This window comes from Arthrobacter sp. H35-D1, from assembly GCF_030063185.1.
Taxonomy (GTDB): Bacteria; Actinomycetota; Actinomycetes; order Actinomycetales; family Micrococcaceae; genus Specibacter.
This window is the reverse complement of the sequence record NZ_JASISP010000005.1, coordinates 63,033-86,471: the sequence shown is the minus strand read 5'-3', so window position 1 is coordinate 86,471 and position 23,439 is coordinate 63,033. Positions and strand designations below refer to the sequence as shown.

The following is a 23,439-nucleotide window of genomic DNA, read 5'->3' as shown; positions in this document are numbered from 1 at the left end:
AATGGTCGGGTGGCTAGCTCATCGACTGACAGTTTTGTCCATCTTCACTCACACACCGAATACTCCATGCTTGACGGTGCCGCGCGCCTGACCGAACTGTTTGACGAGGCTAAACGGCTGGAAATGCCCGCCTTGGCCACAACGGACCATGGTTATCTCTTTGGGGCTTTCGACTTTTGGCAAAAGGCCACGAACGCCGGGATCAAGCCGATTATTGGTGTTGAAGCCTATGTCACCCCTGGCACAGCCCGCACTGACAAGACCCGTGTGAAGTGGCGCACCGAGGAAAGCCAGAAGAAGGACGACATCTCCGGCGGCGGCTCCTACACGCACATGACGCTGCTCAGCTACAACAACCAGGGCATGCGGAATTTGTTCAGGGCCTCCTCGCTGGGTTCCCTCGACTCGCCCATGGGCAAGTACCCTCGACTGGACCGTGAACTGCTCAACGAATACCACCCGGGACTCATCGCCACCACCGGCTGCCCCTCGGGAGAGGTGCAGACGCGTTTGCGGCTGGGCCAATACAACGAGGCCAAGGCAGCCGCGGCGGAGTTCCAGGACATCTTCGGCAAAGAGAATTACTTTTGCGAGCTCATGGACCATGGGCTGGACATTGAACGCCGGGTGGTCAAGGACCTGCTGCGCCTGGCCAAGGAACTGGACATTCCACTGGTCGCCACCAACGACCTCCACTACACGCACGAGCATGACGCCAAGGCGCACGAAGCCTTGCTGGCACTGCAATCCGGCTCCACCTTGACCGAGCCCACCTATGACCAGGGCGGGAAGCGCTTTGCCTTCAACGGCAGCGGCTACTACCTGAAATCGGCAGCGGAAATGCGCTCCCTTTTCGCCGAACTGCCCGAAGCCTGCGACAACACGCTGCTCATCGCCGAGCGCTGCGACGTCTCCTTCAACACCGATGCGAACTACATGCCCAGGTTCCCCTGCCCGCCGGGGGAGGACGAAACGTCCTGGATGGTGAAGGAAGTGGACTCCGGCCTTAAATACAGGTACCCGGCCGGCATCCCCGACGACGTCCGCAAGCAGGCGGACTACGAGCTGGAGGTCATCATCAAGATGGGCTTCCCCGGCTACTTTTTGGTGGTGGCCGACTTCATCAACTGGTCCAAGGACAACGGCATCCGGGTGGGGCCCGGGCGTGGCTCGGGAGCCGGTTCCATGGTGGCCTATGCCATGCGCATCACCGACCTGGACCCGCTGCGCCACGGACTGATCTTTGAGCGCTTCCTGAACCCCGAGCGCGTGTCCATGCCCGACTTCGACGTGGACTTCGATGATCGACGCCGCCATGAAGTCATCAAGTACGTGACGGAAAAGTACGGCGACGAGCGCGTTGCCATGATCGTCACCTACGGCAGCATCAAGACGAAGCAGGCGCTCAAAGACGCGTCCCGCGTCCTGGGGCACCCCTTCAGCATGGGTGAAATGCTCACCAAGGCGCTGCCGCCAGCCGTCATGGCCAAAGACATTGCCCTTAGTGACATTGAAAACACCGAGGCCAAGCGCTACGGCGAAGCCGCGGACTTCCGCAACCTCATCAACTCCGACCCCGAAGCGGCGAAGGTCTTTGAACTTTCCAAGGGTCTGGAAGGGCTCAAGCGCCAGTGGGGCGTCCACGCCGCCGGTGTGATCATGAGCTCGGACCCCATCATCGATGTCATCCCGATCATGCGCCGCATCCAGGACGGGCAGGTCATCACCCAGTTCGACTACCCCACCAGTGAGGGCCTCGGCCTGATCAAGATGGACTTTCTGGGGTTGCGCAACCTCACGATCATCACCGACGCGTTGGAGAACATCAAGGCCAACCAGGGAATCGACTTGGACCTGGAGCGCTTGGAGCTCGACGACAAACCGTCCTACGAGCTCATGGCTCGAGGGGACACGCTGGGTGTCTTCCAGCTCGACGGCGGGCCCATGCGGTCCCTGCTCAAGCTCATGCGCCCCGACAACTTTGAAGACATTTCCGCTGTCCTGGCACTGTACCGGCCGGGGCCCATGGGCGCCGATTCCCACACCAACTATGCGCTGCGCAAGAACGGCCTGCAGCCCATCACTCCCATCCATCCGGAGCTGGAAGAGCCGCTTGCCGACATCCTGGGCGGAACCTATGGCCTGATCGTTTACCAGGAGCAGGTGATGTCCATCGCCCAGAAGCTCGCCGGCTACTCGCTGGGACGAGCAGATATTTTGCGCCGTGCAATGGGCAAGAAGAAGAAGTCGGAGCTTGACAAGCAGTATGCCGGCTTCCACCAAGGCATGATCGACAACGGCTATTCCGATGCGGCGGTGGCCACTCTGTGGGCCATCCTGCTGCCGTTCTCCGACTACGCCTTCAACAAGGCCCACTCGGCCGCCTACGGCGTCATCAGCTACTGGACCGCCTACCTCAAGGCGCACTTTCCCGCCGAGTATATGGCGGCTCTGCTGACAAGTGTCGGCGACGACAAGGACAAGCTGGCGCTTTACCTGAACGAATGCCGCCACATGGGCATCACGGTGCTGGCCCCCGACGTCAATGAGTCGGCCTTGAACTTCACCCCGATTGGGCACGACATCCGCTTTGGGATGGGCGCCATCCGCAACGTGGGGGCGAACGTAGTCAACGCACTGGTTGAATCCAGAAAGGAAGCGGGGAACTTTGAGAACTTCCCCGACTTCCTCATGAAGGTCCCCGTGGTGGTGTGCAACAAGCGCACCATTGAATCACTGATCAAGGCCGGTGCCTTTGACACCCTGGGACATCCCCGGCGCGCCCTGGCCATGATCCACGAAGAAGCCGTCGACTCGGTCATCACCATCAAGCGCAACGAGGCCGTGGGGCAGTTTGACCTCTTCGCCGGACTGGGCGACGCGGAACCCGAGTCGGCCTTGGCCACCGAGATCCCGGACCTGCCCGAATGGGAGAAAAAGGACAAGCTGGCTTTTGAGCGGGACATGCTTGGGCTCTACGTCTCGGACCATCCGCTGCAGGGCCTGGAAGGCATTCTGAGCCAAAACGCGGACATGTCGATTACCCAGGTGCTCTCCGACGACGGTCCCTCCGACGGGCACATCTTCAGCATTTCCGGCATGATCACCAACCTCCAGCGCCGCATCGCCAAGAGCAGCGGCAACCCCTATGCTCGCTGTGAAGTTGAGGACTTGGGCGGCTCGCTCGAGGTCATGTTCTTTGGCCAGGTCTACGGACCGATCGCCACCATCTTGGCCGAGGACTTGATCGTGGTGGTCAAGGGAAGGCTGCAAAAGCGCGACGACGGTGCCATCACCTTGAACGCGATGGAACTCTCCGTCCCCGACCTGAGCGAAGGCCTCGCCGGTCCGCTGGTGATTTCCATGCCGGAGCACAAGGCCAACGAGGGGGTGTTGGTGGCGCTGAAGGACATCCTGGGGGACCACCGCGGCAACACCGAGGTCAAGATGCACCTCGCAGGGAGCCGTGCCGTGAAGGTCATGAAGCTGCCCCTGCACCACAGGGTGAATCCCACTCCGGCGCTCTTTGGTGACTTGAAAGTTTTGCTGGGGCCGACATGCCTGGAGGGATGATGTGGGGCCGCTGGCTTGCCGTGTTCGGCATCACCGGGGCAGCCGCGGGGATCCTCTGGTGGCTGGCAGCCCCCACCGGGGCCTTTTACGGCGACGGCAAGGACTACATCGAGTGGTTTCCGCGCGACGCCGTGCTTGCGCTGCTGCTGACGCTGGCCGGGGTGGGTGCTGGGTTGCTGGCACTGTGGACCCGTCGCCGCAGGCGCCGCAACGGTGACGGAACGGTGGTGCCGGAAGGCGTCTTGGTGCTCGTGCTGGCGGTGGGGGGTCTGGCAGGCTCCGTCCTTGCCTGGCGCATGGGCGTTTTTGCCGGGGACCTCTTTGGCAGCCCGCCCTCGCCCATGGAGAATCCCAGCATGGTCTTCTCCCTGCGCTCGGGCCCCGTGCTGGTGTTGTGGCCGTTGGCCAGTGTGCTGGTGCTGTTCCTTCGCTCGTTGTACTCCTATGCCTTTCTCCCTGCGGCGCTGGACCACGAGGTGGGAAGCAGCAGGTAAACTCATGTGTTGTGAGCAACTTTGAATCCACTGAGTCCCCTGAGCCCAGCCCGGAAACAGCAACAACAGCGGCAACAGCAGACAACGGAGCCACTTCCGTGGTGTCCCTACGCCGCACGGACTTGCGCGGACAGACCCTCACCCTTGCTGAGATGAAGCATGCCGTGCCCCGCACGGCGCAGTCCACCGTTTCCACTGCCGAGGCGGCTGTGCACGGCATCATCGCAGACGTTCGCGGGCGTGGCCATGCAGCCCTGGCGGACCTGGCAAAGAAGTTCGACGGCGTCGAGCAGGAACATGCCCGTGTCCCTGCCGCCGCCCTCGCCAACGCCCTTGAATCGCTGGATCCACAGGTGCGTGCGGCGTTGGAGGAGTCCATTGCGCGGGCGAAAGCCTTTGCGCAGGCGCAAAAGCCCGCCAATGTCGACTTCCAGGTGGCCGACGGGGCCATGGTTTCCGCGCACTGGATTCCCGTGCGCCGCGTGGGCCTGTATGTGCCGGGGGGCCTGGCCGCCTACCCGTCTTCAGTCGTCATGAACGTTGTCCCGGCCTTGGCCGCCGGAGTGGCTTCCGTGGCCCTGGCGTCGCCGCCGCAGAAGGACTGCGGCGGGCTGCCGGACCTCACCGTGCTGGCAGCGGCGGCGCTGTTGGGCATTGACGAGGTGTATGCCATGGGCGGGGCGCAGGCCATTGCTGCCTTCGCCTACGGTGCGGCCGCCGGCAGCAGCGCCAACGGTGAAGGGGATGCCATTGAACCGGTTGACGTTGTCACCGGGCCCGGCAATATTTTTGTGGCCACGGCCAAGCGCCTTGTCAAGGGCGTTGTCGGCATCGACTCGGAAGCCGGCGCCACTGAAATTGCCGTGTTGGCCGACGGCTCGGCCAACCCCGTGTTCGTCGCAGCAGACCTCATCAGCCAGGCGGAGCACGATCCCAACGCCGCCTCGGTATTGGTGACGACGTCCGTGGAACTGGCCGACGCCGTCGAACGCGAAGTGGTGCGCCAGGCGGCACTGACCACACACCGGGAACGGGTGGAAACGGCGTTGGTCGGACCGCAGTCCGGTATTGTCCTGGTGGAGGATCTGGACCAAGGGGTGGCTGTGTGCAACGCCTACGCCGCCGAACACCTTGAAGTTCTCACCGAAAACCCTGCCGCCGTGGCTGCCCGAATCACCAGTGCAGGGGCCATCTTCGTGGGGGCGTACAGCCCCGTGAGCCTGGGCGACTACTGTGCCGGGTCAAACCACGTTTTGCCCACCAGCGGCACGGCCGCCTTCTCCTCCGGCCTGAATGTGACGACGTTCCTGCGCGCCGTGCAACTCGTCAACTACAGCAAGGAAGCGCTGGCCCAGGTGGCCGGGCACGTGATGACACTCTCAAAGGCCGAAGGGCTGCCGGCCCACGGCGACGCCGTGGCGGTGCGCTTCCCCTGAGGAGTGCGCGCCGCGCAGGCATAATTACACGATTGTTATTTGATCTTTTCCCCGCCTAGACTGGGAAAACAACGATCCTGAAGGGAGCCAGTGCATGTATTGCCCGTTTTGCCGCAATCCCGACTCCCGAGTGGTTGATTCCCGCCTCTCCGACGACGGCTCGTCCATTCGCCGCCGTCGGCAATGCACGGAGTGCGGGCGCCGCTTCAGCACCATGGAAACTGCGAGCCTGTCCGTCAGCAAGCGTTCCGGGGTGGCTGAGCCCTTCAGCCGCGGCAAGATCATCAGTGGCGTGCGCAAAGCCTGCCAGGGCCGCCCCGTCACCGACGACGACTTGGCCAAGCTCGCCCAGGAGGTCGAGGAGTCCATCCGGGCCAGCGGTGCAGCGGAAGTTGACGCCAATGAGGTGGGATTGGCCATCCTTGAACCGTTGCGACGCCTCGATGTGGTGGCCTACCTGCGCTTTGCCAGCGTGTACCGGGCCTTTGAGTCGCTGGAAGACTTTGAAACGTCCATCGCCGATCTGCGCCGCGAGTATCCCGACGGCACCGACCGGCGGGACGAATCCGCAGCCGCGGAGCAGTAGCCAGGCAGCCAGCGCCGCTCCATGGGACATGCGGACGCAACCTTCGCCGGCTCGCCGCCCACGGCCTTGACCCTAATGCCGTGGGCGGCTGTCGCGGCTACTTGGTCAACTTGAAGTGCACTGCGGCCTGTAGCGCTCCGCCCACGATGCCGGCATTGTTCTTTAGCTGCGCCGTGATGATCTTGGTTCGCAGCTTCAGTTTGGGAAGGTAATCCTCACTGCGCTTGGAAATGCCGCCGCCAATGATGAACAGCTCCGGTGAGAACAGAAATTCCACGTGCGAGAAGTAGCGCTGCAAGCGCACCGCGTACTCGTCCCAGTCCAGATCGTCGCGTTCGCGCGCACTGGCGGAGGCCCTGCTTTCAGCGTCGAAACCGTCAATTTCCAGGTGTCCCAGCTCCACGTTGGGGACCAGGATGCCGTCGTGGATAAACGCCGAGCCGATGCCCGTACCCAAGGTGATGAGAAGGACGGTGCCCTTGACACCCTGGCCTGCGCCATAGCGGGCTTCGGCCATGCCGGCGGCGTCGGCGTCGTTCATGACCTGCACGTCGCGTCCCAGTTCCTTGGTGAAGATGGAGTCCACGTCGGCGTCAATCCACGACTTGTCAACGTTTGCCGCTGAGAGGGCCACCCCGTGGGAGATGATGGCCGGGAACGTGATGCCGACAGGTGCGTCGTGGGCCGGCGCGTCCGGGCGGGTCATCAACTCGTCCACAATCTCCTTGACCACCCTCGCCACAGCGTGGGGCGACGACGGGCTCGGCGTGGGGATCCTGTAGCGCTCGCCCAGCATATTCCCGGTGCTGAGCTCGATAATGCCGCCCTTGATGCCAGTACCGCCGATGTCGATGCCAATGACAGTGCTGGACGAAGAATGCTTCTTGGACATGGATGCTCCAGGGGTAGAAGTGGTGTGGGTGGTTGCTAGGGAAGTGTCAGGACTTCGGCTCCGGTGGCGGTGACCACCATGGTGTGCTCAAACTGGGCCGTGCGCTTGTGGTCGCGGGTGACTACCGTCCAGTCGTCGGCCCACATGTCCCAGTCAATGGTACCCAGGGTCAGCATGGGTTCAATGGTGAAGACCATTCCCTCTTCCAACACGGTGTTGTAGGCGGGGGCTGCGTCATAATGCGGAATAATCAAGCCCGTGTGGAACGCCTCGCCCACGCCGTGCCCGGTGAAGTCCCGAACCACTCCGTAGCCAAAGCGCTTGGCGTAGGAAGCGATGGTGCGGCCGATGACGTTGATTTCACGCCCGGGCGCCACTGCCCTGATGGCCCGGTTCAAGGACTCCTGCGTGCGCTCCACCAGCAGCCTCGACTCTTCATCGACGTCGCCGACGGTGAAGGTCCAGTTGGTGTCGCCATGCACGCCGTTCTTAAACGCGGTGATGTCAATGTTGATGATGTCCCCGTCTTCGACGACGGTGCTGTCGGGGATGCCGTGGCAGATCACTTCATTGAGCGATGAGCACAGGGACTTGGGGAAACCGCGGTAGCCCAGCGTTGACGGATAGGCCTTGTGGTCAAGGAGGAACTCGTGGCCAACTCGATCCAAGGCGTCGGTGGTGACGCCGGGAACAATGTTGTTTCCCACTTCAACGATGGCCTGGGCGGCAATCTTGGAGGAAACGCGGATTTTCTCCAGCGTCTCGGCGTCCTTCACCTCTGATCCCTTGAACGGGGCAGGGCCCGTCCTGCCCACGTATTCGGGGCGTGGAATGGAGTGCGGGACGAAAAGCTGCTCGCTGACGGTGCCGGGAACAAGCTTGCCGATGGGGGCCGTAAGTGCTGTGGAAGACATATAGCCATCCTATAAGTTTTGCTCGCCGTTTGTGGTGCACCTGCCAAGACTGCCCGGTCGGCCTAGGATGGCAACTGTCGAGCAAAGATCCCGCGCAGAAACGGAGAGCACCATGGCACAGTATTGGTACAACGTGGAAACCCATGAAGTGGAAAAGAACGCCCAGTCAGGGTGGAGGTCGCTCATTGGTCCCTACGACAGCAGGGAGGAAGCCGAGGCTGCCCTTGCCAAGGTTCGCGAACGCAATGAAGTTGCAGACACCCTCGACGAGGAAGACGACGACTACTAGGTCGACTGCTAGAAGGTGTGCTCGGGGCCGGGGAACACGCCGTTGCGCACCTCGTCACCATACTCCTTGGCCGCGTCGGCGAGGATGGTGCGCATGTGGGCGTATTGCTTGACGAACTTGGCCATTTTCCCGGTCCGCAGCCCGGCCATGTCCTGCCACACCAGCACCTGTCCGGTGGTGGCGTTTCCGGCACCGATGCCCACAGTAGGCACGGCAACGGCGGCGTCCACGGCGGCGGCCGTGGTGGCCGGAACCATTTCCATCAACACACAGAACGCCCCGGCGTCGGCCAGTGCCACGGCGTCGTCAATCATGTCCTGTGCCATGTCGCCGCGGCCCTGCACACGGTAGCCGCCCAGCATGTGCTCGCTTTGGGGAGTGAAGCCGATGTGGGCCATGACGGGGATGCCGGCCTGGGTCAGTGCGCGCACGGTGGGGGCGTAGTAGGCGCCGCCCTCCATCTTCACGGCGTGGACCAGGCCTTCCTTCATCAGGCGCACACAGGAGGCAACGGCCTGTTCAGTGGATGCTTCGTAGCTGCCGAAGGGTAGATCGGCCACCACTAGGGCGCGCTTGGCACCAGCTGTGACGGCGCGGCAGAAGATGATCATTTCATCAAGGGTGATGGGCAGCGAGGTTTCATTTCCCAGGACGTTGTTCGAGGCAGAGTCGCCCACCAGCAGCACCTCAATGCCGGCCTCATCAAAAATTTGCGCCGTGTACTGGTCGTAGGCGGTGAGCATGGCGAACTTTTCACCGGCCAGCTTGGCCGCCCGCAGGTGATGCGTGCGGATTTTGGCAGCCGTGGAGGGAATGCCCGAGGGAGAGTTCTTGGTTCCTGCGCCGGCGCCGTAGGGGGCGGCCAGCTCGGCGGGCTCTGCCGCTGCATCGGGGGCTTCCGTGGCTTTGGACACGGCGGAATCAGGGGTGCTTGTCGGTGACATGCCACCAGCCTATTACGACTCGGGGCGGGAAGCGGGCAATGCACCGGGCGGCCAGTTGAGTAGAGTATTCACAGAAGGAAGCAATCGTGTTCGCGATCCAGTCCACGGCCGGCCGGTACGCGGCGGCTGCGGACCGGGCGTCAACGAAAAGAGGCAGCGAAAATGAACCGTCAGCAGGAATTTGTATTGCGCACCATTGAAGAGCGCGATGTCCGGTTTGTGCGGCTCTGGTTCACCGACGTTGTGGGCAGCCTGAAGTCGGTGGCCCTGGCCCCTGCCGAAGTGGAAGGCGCCTTTGAAGAGGGCTTGGGCTTTGACGGCTCCGCCATTGACGGCTTGGCCCGGATCTTTGAATCCGACATGCTCGCCATGCCCGACCCTTCCACCTTTCAGATCCTGCCGTGGCGAGGGGCGACCGAGCAGACATCTCGCATGTTTTGCGACATTCTGACCCCTGACGGCGAGCCCTCCGCCGCGGACCCGCGCAACGTTCTCAAGCGCACGCTGGAGAAGGCCGCCGACATGGGCTTCACGTGCTACACCCACCCCGAAATTGAGTTTTACCTGTTGAAGTCGGACCGGCCGGGACCCGACGGCGTCCCTGTCCCTGTTGACTACGCGGGCTACTACGACCATGTGCCGGGAGGCGTGGCGCAGGACTTTCGCCGCACAGCCGTGACAATGCTCGAAGACGTCGGCATCTCCGTGGAGTTCAGCCACCACGAGGGCGGCCCGGGCCAAAATGAGATCGATCTGCGCTACGCCGATGCACTCCAGACGGCGGACAACATCATGACGTTCCGGACGGTGGTCCGTGAGGTGGCCATTCAGCAAGGCACCTACGCCACGTTCATGCCCAAACCGTTCTCCGACCACCCGGGGTCCGGCATGCACACCCATTTCTCCCTGTTTGAGGGCGACAGCAACGCTTTCCATGAGCCGGGAGCCGAGTTTCAGCTCTCCAAGACGGCGCGGCAGTTCATGGCCGGAATCTTGCACCACGCACCGGAATTCACGGCCGTCACCAATCAGTTCGTGAACTCCTACAAGCGCCTGTGGGGCGGAGGGGAAGCCCCCAGCTATGTGTCCTGGGGACACAACAACCGCTCTGCGCTGATGCGAGTGCCGCTGTACAAGCCGGGGAAGGGCCAGTCCGCCCGGCTTGAGTACCGTGGAATCGACTCCGCAGCCAACCCGTACCTGGCCTATTCCGTGTTGCTGGGTGCCGGGTTGAAGGGCATCGAGGAAGAATACGAACTTCCGGAGTCGGCCGTTGAGGACATCAGTGCGTTGACGAGCGGCGAACGCCGGGCCATGGGTCACGATCCGCTGCCCTCCAGCCTGCACGACGCCGTGCGCCAGATGGAGGAATCAGAACTGATGCCACAAATCCTGGGCGAACAAGTCTTTGAGAACTTTTTGCGCAACAAGCGTGAGGAGTGGCAGGAGTATCGGCGCCAAGTGACCCCGTACGAAATAAACCGCTACCTGGGGGTGCTGTAGGACCTGCCATGAGTTCGCTGACCCGCACCCTCATCACCCGTGGCTTCTCCGACTTGGAAACGTGCGAGCGGTTCCTGGGATTTTCCGAACTGGCGGAGCTGGACCAACTCTGGCTCCTTGATGCCCTGTCCGTGGCCGACAACCCCGATCTGGCGTTGCAGTCGCTTGTGCGGTTGATCAGTGCCGTGCCCGAGAGCTCCGCCAAGCTGAGCGTGCTTGATCCGGAGACGGGGGAGTCGGTCGCCAACGAGGGGCTGTTCAGGCTGTTGGGTGCTTCGGAGGCCCTGGCCGATTTCCTGATGCGCCACCCCGAACACCTTGACGTGGTCGATGCCGTGGCTTCCCCCGAACCGGTGCCGATTGACAGTGAAGCGCTGCGGGATTCGCTGCTGCACGCGGTGGGCGCGGACCCGGCGGCGGCGACGCCTGTGGCGACGCTGTCCGGCACCGAAGCACGCATTGCCTTGCGCACTCGGTACCGCCGGCACCTATGCGAGCTGGCGTTGCGGGACCTTGGGGCCGCTGCCCCGCAGGAGGCTATGCCGTTGGTGGGCGCCGAACTGGCGGATCTGGCAGCCGCCGCGGTCGAGGCTGCCTTGGCGGTGGCCCGCAATGAAGTGGGCGCAACTGCCGGGGTGGAGAATGTTGCTGCGGTGCGTCTGGCCGTCATCGGCATGGGCAAGTGCGGGGCTCGGGAGTTGAACTACATTTCCGATGTTGACGTCATGTACGTCGCCGATCTGTTGCACGACGGCGAACCCGCCTCGGGCGGTTCGCACACCCCGGGCGCGGGCCATGCGGGCGATCTGGACGACGGGCACGTGGCACGGATCGGCAATGCCCTGGCCGGGGCCGTCTCACGGACCATTTATGCGGCGGAACGTGAACCAGGCCTGTGGGAGGTCGACGCGAATCTGCGTCCGGAGGGCAAGGACGGGCAGCTGGTCCGGACACTGGAGTCCTATCTGGCCTACTACCATCGCTGGGCGCAGAGCTGGGAGTTTCAAGCCTTGCTGAAGGCGCGCGCCATCGCGGGGGACAAGGAGTTGGGCACGGCGTTTGAGGAAGCTGTTGCGCCGCTGATTTGGTCCTCATCGGAACGCGACGGCTTTGTGGGATCCGTCCAGGCCATGCGCCGACGGGTTACGGCCCACATTCCCGACGCCGAGTCGGCACGTCAGATCAAGCTGGGCCGGGGAGGGTTGCGCGATGTGGAGTTCACTGTCCAGCTGCTGCAACTTGTCCATGGCAAGAATGACACCAGTTTGCGAGTCCGGTCCACCACCGCCGCCATTGATGCCCTGGTGAAGGCCGGGTACGTCGGCCGCACCGACGCTGCGCTGATGCTTGGGCACTACACCTTCCTGCGGGTCTTGGAACACAGGATCCAGCTTGTGCAGATGCGCCGCACCCACACCATGCCCACGGCGCCCGATCAATTGCGGGCATTGGCACGGGCACTGGAAGGTCCGTTGAGCGTGAAAAGACCCAGTGCCGAGTCGCTCCTGGCAGATTGGGCAAAGGTCAAGCGGTCCGTCAGTTCCTTGCACGAGCAGATCTTCTACCGCCCCATTTTGGCCAGGGTTGCGAACCTCAGCTCCGAGGATGCGGCACTGACCACGGATGCGGCGCGAGCCCGTCTGGCAGCGTTGGGCTACCGGGACACTGAAGGCGCGGTGCGCCACATTGAGGCCTTGACGGCAGGGGTGAGCCGCCGTGCCGCACTGCAACGGCAGTTGTTGCCTGTTCTGCTTGGCTGGCTGGCCGCCGGCGTCGACGCCGACGCCGGCCTGCTCAATTTCCGCCGGGTCAGCGATGCATTGGGGACCTCGCACTGGTATCTGGGCATGTTGCGCGACCATCAGGCTGCGGCCGAACGGCTGTGCCACCTGCTTTCCAGCTCAAGGCTGATCAGCGACCGGTTGGAGGTGTCCCCGGAAGCCACGGCTTGGCTGGGCAACGCCAAGGACCTGGTGCCGCAGAGCTTCTCCGCGCAGTGGGCGGAGATCCAGTCCACCTTTGTGCGCCACGGGGAAACCATGGAGTCCATTCGGTTGATCAGGCTCATCCGGCAGCGGGAAATTCTGCGCGTGGCCATCGCCGACTCTTGCGGCCTCCTGGACCAGGACCACGTTTCCCAGGCGCTTAGCGACACGGACAGGGCCGCCGTCCTGGGCAGCCTGATGGTTGCTGAAACCGAGGTGCAGGCGGGCGGACCAGCCATGACCAAAATGCTGGTGGTCGCCATGGGGCGCCAGGGCGGACGGGAGATCGGTTACGGATCCGATGCCGACGTCCTGTTCGTGCACCGTCCAGTGGAGGGTCTTCCCGAGCAACTGATGGAGCAAGCGGGACAACAGGCCAAGGCCATTGTGCAGAAGTTGGTGTCCCTGCTCACCGCGCCGGTTCGCCCGGCCATCCAGGCTGAGCGGGTGCTCAGCATTGACGCAGACCTGCGCCCCGAAGGGCGCAAGGGCCCGTTGGTCCGTTCCCTGGACGCTTACCGGGAATATTATGCCCGCTGGTCCTCAGCGTGGGAAGCGCAGGCGCTGCTGCGCGCCAGGCCGATGGCAGGCTCCGACAGCCTTGCCTTGGACTTCGTGGAGATGGCCGACCCCATCCGCTATCCAAGAAACATTTCCGAAGCGGACCAGCGCGAGATCAAGCGTCTCAAAGCGCGCATGGAAGGCGAACGCTTGCCGCGCGGTGCCGATCCATCCCGCCATGTGAAGCTGGGTCGGGGCGGGCTCAGCGACGTTGAATGGCTTGTCCAGCTGTGGCAGCTCCAGCATGCCCACACACACCCGGAACTGCAGACCACGCAAACCATTGCCGCGTTGCACGCCGCTGCCGCCATCGGCCTGGTGGACGCGACGGATGCGGAAATCCTTGAGTCGGCGTGGCGCTTGGCAGGCAAGATCCGCAACGCCATCGTGATGTGGACGGGAAAAAATTCCGATGTTCTGCCATCGGACAGGCGGGATCTGGAAGCCATTGCCCGGTGGTGTGGCTACGAACCCGGCCAAGCAGCTGCTTTTGAAGAGGACTATCTGAGCCTGACCCGCCGCGCCCGCGGCGTCTTTGAGCACTTGTTCTACGGCTAGCCTGTCATGCGGGCCCGAGCGTGCGAGAGCATGGTGACAACCGGCACTCCGGTGACCAGTTCGCCGTCGTGCACGAAGCCTTCCTCACGGCCGGTGAGGTCCGCGATGAGGCGGCCTTTCCACAGGGCCAGAAGCCCTGCATGTTCCTGCAACGGGGCCAGGTTGTGCAACTCCCCAGGATCGTCGTCGAGGTTGAACAGTTCCTGGGTTCCCCATTCCGAAGCCCACAGGTATTTGATGTGGCCGTCGGTGACCCATTGCAGGGACTGGCCGAAGTACACGTGCTCGCCGTGCAACCACTCCCGCCACGGTTCCTGCGGATCCGCCGCGGCAGAGCGCACGAATCGTGCCAGGGACTTTCCATCACAGGACTCGGGGACGGGGACACCGGCCAGTTCCAGCAGGGTGGGCATGACGTCTCGCAGCTCCACCACTTCATCCACAACGGCCCCGCGCGTGGCGGAGGCGTCGTTGGGTGAGGGGCAGACGATCAAGGGCACTCGGGCGGAACCCTCGTAGCCGACGGCCTTGCGATAGAAGTCGTGGTCGCCGAGCATTTCGCCGTGGTCGGACGTGAAGGCAAGGATGGTGTCGTCGGCCAGCCCAAACTCGTTCAGCGCTTCAATCAGACGCATGAGCTGGAAGTCTATCTGGGTCATCAACCCGTAGTATCCGGCCCTTGCCCGATGTGTGACGGCCTCCGAAAGCTTGCCAAAGGCGAGCTGGTGGTTGCCGTCTGTGCGCACCGACTCATAGTGGTTTTCCCAGTCGCCCAGTCGTCGCTTGAAGGCCGGCAGGTCAAGGTACATGTCCATCGCCCAGGCCGGCGGATCGTACGGCGGATGCGGACGGTGAAAGGACAGGTAAAGGAAGAACGGACGGGTTGGGTCGCGGCGGTACAGCCACTCGACGGCTTGGGTTCCGGCCCATGATGTGGGGTGCAGTCGTTCAGGCTTGTCCCACGGCCTGGCCACGGTTGAGTTGCAGCCTGCGCCGTGGTCGAAGTACTCCTCGTCGGGGGTGACGCCCGGCTGGCGGCGCAGCCACGGGACGTAGTCGTCGAAGAACTTGAAGTCGCGTTTGTGCTCCTTGCGAGCAAAGTGCAGGAAGCCGTCGTGCAGGATGACGTCGTCAAAGCCCACGCGGCTGCGCTCGGGATAGACATGGAGTTTGCCAATGGCCTGGCTTTGGTAGCCAGCCTTGCGAAACTCGCCTTGCAGCGTGACGGGATGGACGTCGTCGAAGTTCACGCCCTCTTGGTAGCCAACGCGACCATGCCGTTCCTGAGACTGGCCGGTAAACAAGGCGACCCGGGCTGGGACGCACGTGGGGGTGGCCGAATAAGCGTGCCGGAAGCGGGCCCCCTTGCCTGCCAACTCATCCAGATGCGGTGTTTGGACGTAGGGATGTCCTTCCGCGCCAAGAGCGTCGCCGCGCCATTCATCGGCACAAATGAGGATCACATTGGGCTTGTCCATTTGCTGCTTTCTTTGGGCCGCCATGCGGCGGCAAGTCATCTGGAACACCTCCACCGTACTCGATAGCTACTTACCAAGGGTGACGCTCGAAGCCGGTTGGTGAGCGTCGGTCTTGGCCGAGAGGCTTTGGGTCGATCTGGCCGATTCCGGACCACCTGGTCCGCCTATGCGTCAGCCCACATCGGTCCACGTGGAATTGTTCATCCAACATCCGGGCGAGGAACTTCTTAGCGATCTTCTGCCCTTTTTGGTCTCATCGCGTCATCGCTGCGTTGGCTGTGCCATGGCGTTATTTGTGGTGTTTGTGGGTGTAGGTGATGAGGAATTGTTCTAGTGGGCTTGTGTGGGTGGGGTTGGTGGTGGGTGCGGTGGTGTGGAGGTTGGTGTTGAGGGCGTTGTTGAGTTTTTTCTTGAGCCATTTGGGGAAGGCTGGTGGTCGGGGTTCCTGGTATTGGGGTGGGTGGTATGTGCCGGAGGGGCTGAGCCAGGCGGTGGTGCCGTCGTTGGCGGGCAGGGGTTTCCAGCCGCGGAGGCGGATCGTGGTGCGTTGGGGGTCGTGTTCGCGGCGGTAGTTCCCGTGTTGGTCTTTGTCGTCTGTGAAGTGTTTGAGGTGGTGGTGGCGCTTGCAGGCGGGGCGTTGGTTGGCCAGGGTGGTTTCCCCGCCGTGTTCGAATGCTTGGAGGTGGTCGGTGTCGGTGTCCATGACGGGGTTGGGGCAGTTGGGGACATAACAGCCTCCGGCGAGGGCGCGCAGGACAGCTTTTTCGGTTTCGCGGATCGTGTATCGGGTGGGGTTCATTGCCAAGGGCTCATCGGTGACGGGGTCGGTGAGTACGCGCAGGAACGTGGTGGAGTTGGCGAGGAGTTTCCGGGCGATCGGGGCGGGGACGGGGCCGGTGCCGACGAGTTCGCCTGGTTCATCGGTGATGTTCAGCGCGGACAGGAACGGCACGGTGACCAAGACCAGGGCTTTGGGCATGGGAGGGTCGGTGATGGTGTGGTGGGTTCGGATTGCTTCGAGTTGGTCGAGGTAGTCCTGTTCGGGATGTTCCGGGATTCCGTCCACGACCCCGTCAATGTAGCCTGATCCATCGCTGAGGAGTTCCCCGACCACGGGCACGTCTTCCACCCCGGCCTCGGGCGGCTCACCTCCGTCGTGCTCCACACGATCAGGGTGTCCCGCACCAGCAGGGTGTTCCGCCGCATCCGGGTCGGCGTCTTGGCCGGCTCTGGGGCTGTTTTTCATCGTCTTGTTGCCGGTGGTGGTGGTGTTTTCGCTGGCAGTGGGTTGTGTGGAGCTTGCGCCAGGGGCACTTTTGCCGGTGGCAGCGCTTTCCTGGTCACCGGTGGCGGCGGGTCCTGCATTATCCGAGTTGGCGGCACCGTCGGCACCGTCTGCATCGTCGTTGTCCTCGCCGCCGTCTGTGGTGTCTGTGTCGCCGTCGTCGTCGATGTCGTCGCTGGGGTTGCGGTGCGCCCATGGCGGTGCTTCTTCGATGAGCGAGACTCCGAAAGCGGAGTTCGCACCGAACGGGACGTCGCCGGCCTGGTTCGGGGGCTCTGAACTATCCGTATCGTTGCTGTGGCTGCCCATGCTGCCAGTGCTGGCGTCACCGTGGCTAGCATTGCTTCCTGAGTGGTTCTTTCCGGCACCAGTGTTGCCGTTGTCACCAGCATCGGCGTTGTCGTGGTCGGTGTGGCCGTTGTCGGTGTTGCTGGCTGGGGTGGGGAGGGGTTGTTGGTTGAGGAGGAGGGTGGTGGCGACGTCGACGCGTAGTTGCGCCAGGGTCCTGTGCTCCCCGCTGCCGTTATCGCTCTGCTGGCTGCCCCGGCCGGGCTTGCCGCCGTTGCCATCGTTGTTGTTGCCTGGTCCGGTGGTGTTGTGTTTGATGGTGCGTGCTGTGCGGGTGGCGTGGACCCAGATGGCTTCGGCGCTGATGGTGGGGATGTGCAGGGTGAGCCAGGACATTCCGTCGCGTCCGGGGTCCAGGGTCATGGCCCGGTGCCGGTAGGCCTGGCGGGTGGCGGTGGTCATGGTTTCCGGGTGGGTGCTTTCCCTGGCGCGGCGGGCTTTGGAGGCGAATCCGGAGGCTGTGGTGCCCGGGGCCAGGCGCAGCAGGCGTTGTTCAAAGACGGTGATCTGTTCGGCGGTGATGGTGGGGGTTTCGGCCAGGGTGTTGCATTCATCCACGATCAGCCCCGCGTGGCGGTAGGAGAGCACCCCGGCGTGCAGTGCTGCCAGGGTGTGTCGGTGGGTGGTGGTCAGGGCGGTGCTGTGGTGCGCCAGCGCGGTGACAGTGCGTTCGGGAAGACACAGGGTCAAGGCGATGTCGGTGCAGGCACTGGCTTCGGCGATTCCTGCCTGCCAGGAATCAAGACCCACCGCGGTGCCCTCGACGTTCGCTGCTGCGATGATCCGGGCGACAAGTTCTGCCTTGCAGGCCGCGGTGGCGTCTTCGAGGCGCTTCAACACCAGCAACGCCTGGATTCCGGCGTCGTACACGGCCCGGGCAACCCCCACCCGCGAGGGCGGCTCGGGAACCGGGGGAGGAAAAGGAATAAACCCCGGCAGGCCTGCCAGTGCCGCAGTGTCAGGGCCAAAGGGTTCAATGGAAGGAAGAGTGATCGCACCAAGCAGTGCAGCCACATCCGCTGTGGCTGGAAAGCCCCGGTCCCCGGGGAACTCCTCCCGACTACTCATACCCCCATAATACCCTCACCGTTATGTAACTGCAATAGATACGCGTACATAGATACGAATAATTCGCAGCGTTCCACCACCGGTCCCGTCAATCCCGAGCACCGGATACGACACGCTTAATCAACACCGATGGCCGCCTATCCATTGGAAGTCGTGCATGCAGGGCCACGATTGCACGAAGTTTCCGGCGAATGTTCGACGCGTCGGAGACGGACATCCAGAGAACAACGTTTCAAAAGTTGGACGTCGGTGGCGCCAAGCGCGCCGGTGAGGTGAGCGCAATCGTGGCGTGCATCGCATGGGGCAGGCAAAACCTGTACCGTCGAGGGGTACTTCATTCGGCCAACGCGGGTCGAAACACCATTTCAAGGGAAAATTTATGCTGAGGCGTCCACCCATGTGGCGGCGCAGAGGTGGCACTTTTGCCGCTCTCGCCGCCTTTTTTACTGTTGCCATCATGTTCTTCGGGATCGGCGGGGCGTCGGCGCTGACGGCTCCGGCCACCCTCGCAGACCAAAGTGCACCCCTTCCGCTCGGTTCGACCGTGCAAACCGGAGCCGTTCACACTGACGTCAAGGGCAAGACGTTCGCGATTGCCACGGATACCACTTTTGCGCCCTTTGAGTTCCGTGACGGTAGCGGCGAGCTCGTGGGCATTGACATGGACCTCTTGCGGGCCATTGCCACGGATCAGGGCTTCGAAGTTGATGTCAAATCCCTTGGCTTCGACGCCGCACTGCAGGCCTTGCAGTCGAACCAAGTGTCGGGCGTCATCGCCGGCATGTCCATCACGGACGAGCGCAAAAAGGTTTTTGACTTCTCTGCTCCCTACTTTGACTCCGGCGTGCAGATGGCTGTTACCAAAAATAACCAGGACATCAAGTCCTACGAAGACCTCAAGGGAAAAACTGTAGTCGCCAAGCGCGGCAGCGAGGGCGAAACGTTCGCCAACTCCATCAAGGGCGAGTACGGCTTCACGGTCAAGGCGCTTGCCGACTCGGCCACCATGTACGACGACGTCAAGGCCGGCAATTCCGTGGCCGTCTTCGACGACTATCCGGTGCTTGCCTACGGCGTCAGCCAAAACAATGGACTGAAGATCGTCACGGAGAAGGAACAAGGCAGTTCCTACGGGTTCGCAGTCAACAAGGGCCAGAACCAGGATCTGCTGGCAGCATTCGATTCGGGCTTGGCCAACCTTAAAGCCAATGGCGAATACCAGAAGATCCTTGACAAGTACTTGGCCAAGTCCGAGGTGGAGGAGCAAGGCGGCTTCTTCCAGCTCGTCAAGGACAGCTTTCCGGCGCTGATGAAGGGCCTGTGGCTGACAATGGTCGCCACTGTGCTGTCGCTGGCCATAGCGCTGGTGCTTGGCGTCGTCTTTGGCTTCTTCAAGGTCGCCGAAAGCAGGATTCTGCGCGGCATCGCCACGACGTATGTGGCAATCTTCCGCGGCACCCCGCTGCTGGTGCAAGCGTTCTTCTTTTACTTCGGCCTGCCGCAGATGACAGGGCAGCCCCTTAGTGTACTGGCCGCCGGCGTCATCACCCTGAGCTTGAACGCCGGTGCCTACATGACCGAAATTGTCCGCGGCGGCATCCAGTCCGTCGACGCCGGACAGCTGGAAGCCAGCCGCAGCCTGGGCCTGGGCTACGTCACCTCCATGCGCCGTGTAGTGGTACCGCAGGCGGTCAAGATCATGACGCCGTCGTTCATCAACCAGTTCGTCATCACCTTGAAGGACACCTCCTTGCTGGCTGTCATCGGCTTTGCGGAATTGACCTACCAAGGCCAGCAGATCTACGCCTCGAACTTCCGCACCGGCGAGACCCTGCTGATTGTGGCGGCGCTGTACTTCATTGTCATCACCGCCTTGACCCAGCTTTCCAACGTCGTGGACAGGAAGTTCAACAAATGAGCGCAAGCAAAGCAAAAATCAGTGTCAAGGGCCTGAAGAAGTCCTTTGGCGCCAATGAAGTGCTCAAGGGCCTTGATGTGGACATTGTCGAGGGCGAGGTGGTGTGTGTCATTGGCCCCTCTGGATCGGGGAAGTCCACGTTCCTGCGCTGCCTGAACAAGCTTGAGGACACCAGTGGCGGCACCGTGGAAGTCAACGGTTTTGACCTGACGGACCCGAAGGTTGACCTGAACGCCGTGCGCCAAAACATTGGCATGGTGTTCCAGCACTTCAACCTGTTCCCGCACATGACGGTGCTGCAAAACATCATGCTGGCCCCGGTTGAGTTGAAGAAGCTGGACAAGGCGGCCGCCCGGGCGAAGGGCATGGACCTGCTCAAGCGCGTGGATCTGGTCGAGAAGGCCGATGCACGCCCCGGTTCGCTCTCCGGCGGCCAGAAGCAGCGCGTGGCCATTGCACGCGCGCTGGCCATGAACCCGGACATCATGCTCTTCGACGAGGCCACCAGCGCCCTTGACCCGGAGATGGTGGGCGAGGTGCTGCAGGTCATCCGTGACCTGGCCGCCGAGGGCATGACCATGGTGGTGGTGACCCATGAGATGGGCTTCGCCCGTGAAGTTGCCGACCGTGTCATCTTCATGGATGACGGATATATTTGCGAGGAAGGCACCCCCGACGCCATGTTCTCCAACGCGCAACAGCCGCGACTGCAGGAATTCCTGGCAAAGGTTCTCTAGCGCTTTCGCAGGGGCCGGCCCGGTTGCTGGCCCCTGCCACCTTTTAGTACAACTTTGGGCACGGTTTGTTGGAACGACGCCGACACAACAGTTTTGGAGCGCGCGCGATGGACATGCAGGGGATCCTGGACGAGATAGTGGTGAACATTGGCTCAATGGGCCGGCAGGGGGCGGTTGCTTCCTATATTCCCAGCCTGAGTGAAATCTCCCCGGACAAGTTTGGCATCTGCGTGGCCATGGCCGACGGCGGCGTGTATGGTGCGGGGGATTGGCGCCAGCCGTTTTCCATTCAGAGCATTTCCAAGATCTTCTCGCTTGCCCTGGTGATGTCATATGACTACGACTCCATCTGGAAGAGGGTGTTTCGCGAACCGTCCGGCACCCCCTTCAATTCCATGGTCCAGCTCGAGGCGGACCAGGGCATACCCCGCAATCCCTTCATCAACGCCGGCGCATTGGTGGTGACCGACAGGCTGCTGACATTGACAGGGGATGCAGCAGCTTCGGTGCGTGGGCTGCTGCGCAGTGAATCCGGGAACCCCGAGGTCGATGTAGACGAGGTGGTTGCCGCCTCCGAGGCAGACCACGGACACCGCAACGCCTCCATGGCCCATCTGCTGGCCAGCTACGGCAACCTCGAAAACCCCGTGGACGATGTCCTCTCCAACTACTTCAAGCAATGTGCGCTTAAAATGTCGTGCGAAGATCTGGCCAAGGCATCGTTGTTCCTGGCCCGGAACGGTGTCGCAACGGGTGGTACGCCGTTCCTGAGCCCCAACCAGAGCAAGCGCGTCAACGCGGTGATGCTCACCTGCGGAACTTACGACGCTGCGGGGGAGTTCGCCTACCGTGTGGGCGTCCCTTGCAAAGGCGGCGTGGGCGGAGGCATTGTGGCGATCGTCCCCGGCATCTGCTCGGTGACGGTGTGGGGACCGGCGCTGGGCCCCAACGGCAACTCGATGGCCGGCATCGCCGCCCTGGATGCGTTCACTGCCAAGACCGACTGGTCGATTTTTTGAGCACCCGGCATTTGAAGAGCAAAGTCAGTGTGGTCCCCTTGAAGTCCTTGGACGGCCCCGTCCTTGAGCGGCTGGCGACTGAAGTGTCGGGTCTGCTGCTGGCAACGGGCCAGGCGGCCTTTGTGGGGGAGCCCGCCGAGATGCTGGCCACGGCATTGGCGGACTCGGCACGGCACCCTTTCGCGATCCTGGCCAGTCCGTCCGGCAGTCATGCAGACAAGGTGGTTGGCATGGGCGTGCTGCACGTGGGAGTGGCAACCGAAGCGGGCTGGCAGGACGCCGACGACGCAGTGCTCCTGCGCGGCTTCCTCATCGACAGGAGCTGCCAAGGGCTCGGGCATGGCGCAGGGGCCACTTTGGCGGCCGTGAACCAGGCTGCGGACCTGGTCCGACGGTTTGGATTGCCTGCCACAGGCGTTGTGCTCAGCGTGAATGAGCGCAACCTGGCCGGAAGGGCCGCGTACTTGAAGGCCGGTTTTATGGATCGCGGACAGTACCTCGGCGGCCGGTCCGGCCCGCAGCGGACCCTGCATCTTCCCTTCGTTAACAAGGGTTGACGCTCTTTGCAGCACTCGCCGGAAAATGCCCCCACCTGCCCGTAAACCGCCCGCAACCTACCAAGCTCCTTCTAGAGCGTGGACACCAGGATTGAGGCGACCAGGATGGAAGCGGTGGTAACGGTGGTGAAACCGGCAACCAGCATGGGTGTAACGAGTTCGTCGAAGATCGCCTTGCGTTCGTGTTCGTTCCGGCCGACGGAGCGGCTGACTTCCTGGCAGAGCATGAAGTCGCCAGGGAAGCCGAAGAGGGCGGTCAAAGCGATTGGCATGCCCTTGAGTGGATCCCACCTGAAAAGTTTGGACGCCAGCCATCCACCGATCATAATGCCGATTGCTCCGACGGCCAAGATGAGGATCGCCGGTCCGATGGTCGCCCTGACTGTCTCGAACGTTACGGCGCTTACGGACGCCATGATGACGACGATGACGGCGATGAGCCCGAAACCGAAGGCGTTGGCCTTCTCCATAGCCTTTTCGGGAAAGACCCCTAGTACGCGGCCCAGCAAGCCCAGCAGCAGCGCCCAGACACCGTAGTTCAGCCCGGTCAGCGAATCCAACCAGGTCGCCAGGCTGGCGGCGATGAACAGCAGAAATAGCAGGGTCGAGGGTTGCTGGTACTTCTCCGGGACCAGCTGGAACGTGCGCTTGGGAGGTGCCGCGAGCACCTGTTGGACGGCCACCGCGGAATCGGCCCCTGCGTCGTCCCTAGGGGAGGCGGACGGGGCAGGTGCCTCCGGGACGTCGAACGCGCCGTTGTCGCGGAGCTTGGTCGCGTACTTGCGCAGCAGGATGTTGGCCAGCGGCAGGCCGACAAGGCTCTGCAGCCCGAGCACTATCGCAGCGACCGCCACCAGTGACGGCAGCCCGGCCTCGGTGAGCTTTTGTGCGGTGATCAGGTAGGCGATGAGACCGCCGGTGACCGGCCCGGTCCCGGCGACGGCGGTCGGGTAGCCCAGCACGGGCCCCAGCACCGCCAGAATCAGCCCCGCGCCGAAGAGAATCCCGGTCAGGGCGATCAGGATGGCCTTGTACTGCGTCTTGATCTGCCGCAGCGGGATCAGGGTGCCCATGTGGGCGATTACGGCGCCGACCAGCACGACTCCCACGGTGGTGAATGCCGATTTGGGGATCAGGTCCGGTGGCAGGACCCCGGTCCACAGCAATACCAGGTAACCGGCAATGATCACCAGCAGCGAGGGAACCCACGCTTTGGTGACGAGGGAAAGGACTTCGGCGAAGGCCAGCAACGCCAAAATGATGGTGACCACATAGACCGGTGATTCAAACATGT

The 23,439-nt window shown here is 62.8% G+C and carries 17 protein-coding genes; 11 read left to right on the top strand and 6 right to left on the bottom strand.

What is annotated here, in order from left to right; genetic code table 11:
* Nucleotides 1-9 precede the first annotated feature (9 nt).
* From dnaE to nrdR, 4 genes are all read left to right on the top strand, one after another.
* A complete protein-coding gene (gene dnaE, locus QMG25_RS08255) occupies nt 10-3,573 on the top strand; it encodes a DNA polymerase III subunit alpha (RefSeq protein ID WP_283459149.1) in 3,564 nt (1,187 codons plus the stop codon).
* Complete coding sequence (locus tag QMG25_RS08250; RefSeq protein ID WP_283459147.1) at nt 3,558-4,067, top strand: hypothetical protein; 510 nt, start codon at nt 3,558-3,560, stop codon at nt 4,065-4,067. The genes dnaE and QMG25_RS08250 overlap by 16 nt, the downstream gene beginning before the upstream one ends.
* A 98-nt stretch (nt 4,068-4,165) precedes the next feature.
* The gene (gene hisD / locus QMG25_RS08245) at nt 4,166-5,503 is read left to right on the top strand and encodes a histidinol dehydrogenase (protein ID WP_283459344.1); all 1,338 of its coding nucleotides are present in this window, start codon (nt 4,166-4,168) and stop codon (nt 5,501-5,503) included.
* Between the two features lie 94 nt (nt 5,504-5,597).
* The gene (gene nrdR, locus QMG25_RS08240) at nt 5,598-6,089 is read left to right on the top strand and encodes a transcriptional regulator NrdR (protein ID WP_283459145.1); all 492 of its coding nucleotides are present in this window, start codon (nt 5,598-5,600) and stop codon (nt 6,087-6,089) included.
* Between the two features lie 97 nt (nt 6,090-6,186).
* Here nrdR and ppgK read toward each other — a convergent pair whose 3' ends face one another.
* Nucleotides 6,187-6,981, bottom strand: coding sequence for a polyphosphate--glucose phosphotransferase (gene ppgK, locus QMG25_RS08235; RefSeq protein WP_283459143.1), 795 nt, complete (start codon nt 6,979-6,981; stop codon nt 6,187-6,189).
* A 35-nt stretch (nt 6,982-7,016) separates the two neighbouring features.
* Nucleotides 7,017-7,895, bottom strand: a complete 879-nt coding sequence (gene map / locus QMG25_RS08230) for a type I methionyl aminopeptidase (RefSeq protein WP_283459141.1) — start codon at nt 7,893-7,895, stop codon at nt 7,017-7,019.
* A 112-nt stretch (nt 7,896-8,007) separates the two neighbouring features.
* Here map and QMG25_RS08225 point away from each other — a divergent pair, with 112 nt between their 5' ends.
* On the top strand, nt 8,008-8,184 hold the full coding sequence (locus tag QMG25_RS08225) for an SPOR domain-containing protein (RefSeq protein WP_283459139.1): 177 nt from the start codon (nt 8,008-8,010) through the stop codon (nt 8,182-8,184).
* 8 nt (nt 8,185-8,192) lie between these two features.
* Here QMG25_RS08225 and panB read toward each other — a convergent pair whose 3' ends face one another.
* Complete coding sequence (gene panB, locus QMG25_RS08220) at nt 8,193-9,128, bottom strand: 3-methyl-2-oxobutanoate hydroxymethyltransferase (protein ID WP_283459137.1); 936 nt, start codon at nt 9,126-9,128, stop codon at nt 8,193-8,195.
* Between the two features lie 162 nt (nt 9,129-9,290).
* On the opposite strand from panB, the gene glnA reads away from it, so the two are divergent.
* Nucleotides 9,291-10,631, top strand: a complete 1,341-nt coding sequence (gene glnA / locus QMG25_RS08215; RefSeq protein WP_283459135.1) for a type I glutamate--ammonia ligase — start codon at nt 9,291-9,293, stop codon at nt 10,629-10,631.
* Nucleotides 10,632-10,639: 8 nt separating this feature from the next.
* Nucleotides 10,640-13,735, top strand: coding sequence for a bifunctional [glutamine synthetase] adenylyltransferase/[glutamine synthetase]-adenylyl-L-tyrosine phosphorylase (locus tag QMG25_RS08210; protein WP_283459133.1), 3,096 nt, complete (start codon nt 10,640-10,642; stop codon nt 13,733-13,735).
* On the opposite strand, the gene QMG25_RS08205 is transcribed toward QMG25_RS08210, so the two are convergent.
* Together QMG25_RS08205 and QMG25_RS08200 are read right to left on the bottom strand one after the other, a co-directional pair.
* Nucleotides 13,732-15,213, bottom strand: coding sequence for an arylsulfatase (locus tag QMG25_RS08205; RefSeq protein ID WP_283459132.1), 1,482 nt, complete (start codon nt 15,211-15,213; stop codon nt 13,732-13,734). The genes QMG25_RS08210 and QMG25_RS08205 overlap by 4 nt on opposite strands.
* Nucleotides 15,214-15,502: 289 nt before the next feature.
* Complete coding sequence (locus QMG25_RS08200) at nt 15,503-17,914, bottom strand: HNH endonuclease signature motif containing protein (protein ID WP_283459130.1); 2,412 nt, start codon at nt 17,912-17,914, stop codon at nt 15,503-15,505.
* Nucleotides 17,915-18,293: 379 nt separating this feature from the next.
* On the opposite strand from QMG25_RS08200, the gene QMG25_RS08195 reads away from it, so the two are divergent.
* The 4 genes from QMG25_RS08195 (at nt 18,294) to QMG25_RS08180 (ending at nt 22,145) form a co-directional block, all read left to right on the top strand.
* Nucleotides 18,294-19,832 (top strand): amino acid ABC transporter substrate-binding protein/permease, encoded by a 1,539-nt coding sequence (locus QMG25_RS08195; protein WP_283459128.1) that lies wholly within the window; start codon nt 18,294-18,296, stop codon nt 19,830-19,832.
* On the top strand, nt 19,829-20,569 hold the full coding sequence (locus QMG25_RS08190) for an amino acid ABC transporter ATP-binding protein (RefSeq protein ID WP_283459126.1): 741 nt from the start codon (nt 19,829-19,831) through the stop codon (nt 20,567-20,569). Before QMG25_RS08195 ends, QMG25_RS08190 begins: the two co-directional genes overlap by 4 nt.
* 107 nt (nt 20,570-20,676) lie before the next feature.
* Nucleotides 20,677-21,588 carry a glutaminase gene (locus QMG25_RS08185; RefSeq protein WP_283459124.1) on the top strand — a complete coding sequence of 304 codons (912 nt, stop codon included), beginning with the start codon at nt 20,677-20,679 and terminating at the stop codon, nt 21,586-21,588.
* Entirely contained in the window at nt 21,585-22,145 is a 561-nt protein-coding gene (locus tag QMG25_RS08180; protein ID WP_283459121.1) for a GNAT family N-acetyltransferase, read from the top strand. The genes QMG25_RS08185 and QMG25_RS08180 overlap by 4 nt, the downstream gene beginning before the upstream one ends.
* Nucleotides 22,146-22,216: 71 nt before the next feature.
* On the opposite strand, the gene QMG25_RS08175 is transcribed toward QMG25_RS08180, so the two are convergent.
* On the bottom strand, nt 22,217-23,437 hold the full coding sequence (locus QMG25_RS08175) for a hypothetical protein (RefSeq protein WP_283459120.1): 1,221 nt from the start codon (nt 23,435-23,437) through the stop codon (nt 22,217-22,219).
* Between the last annotated feature and the right edge of the window lie 2 nt (nt 23,438-23,439).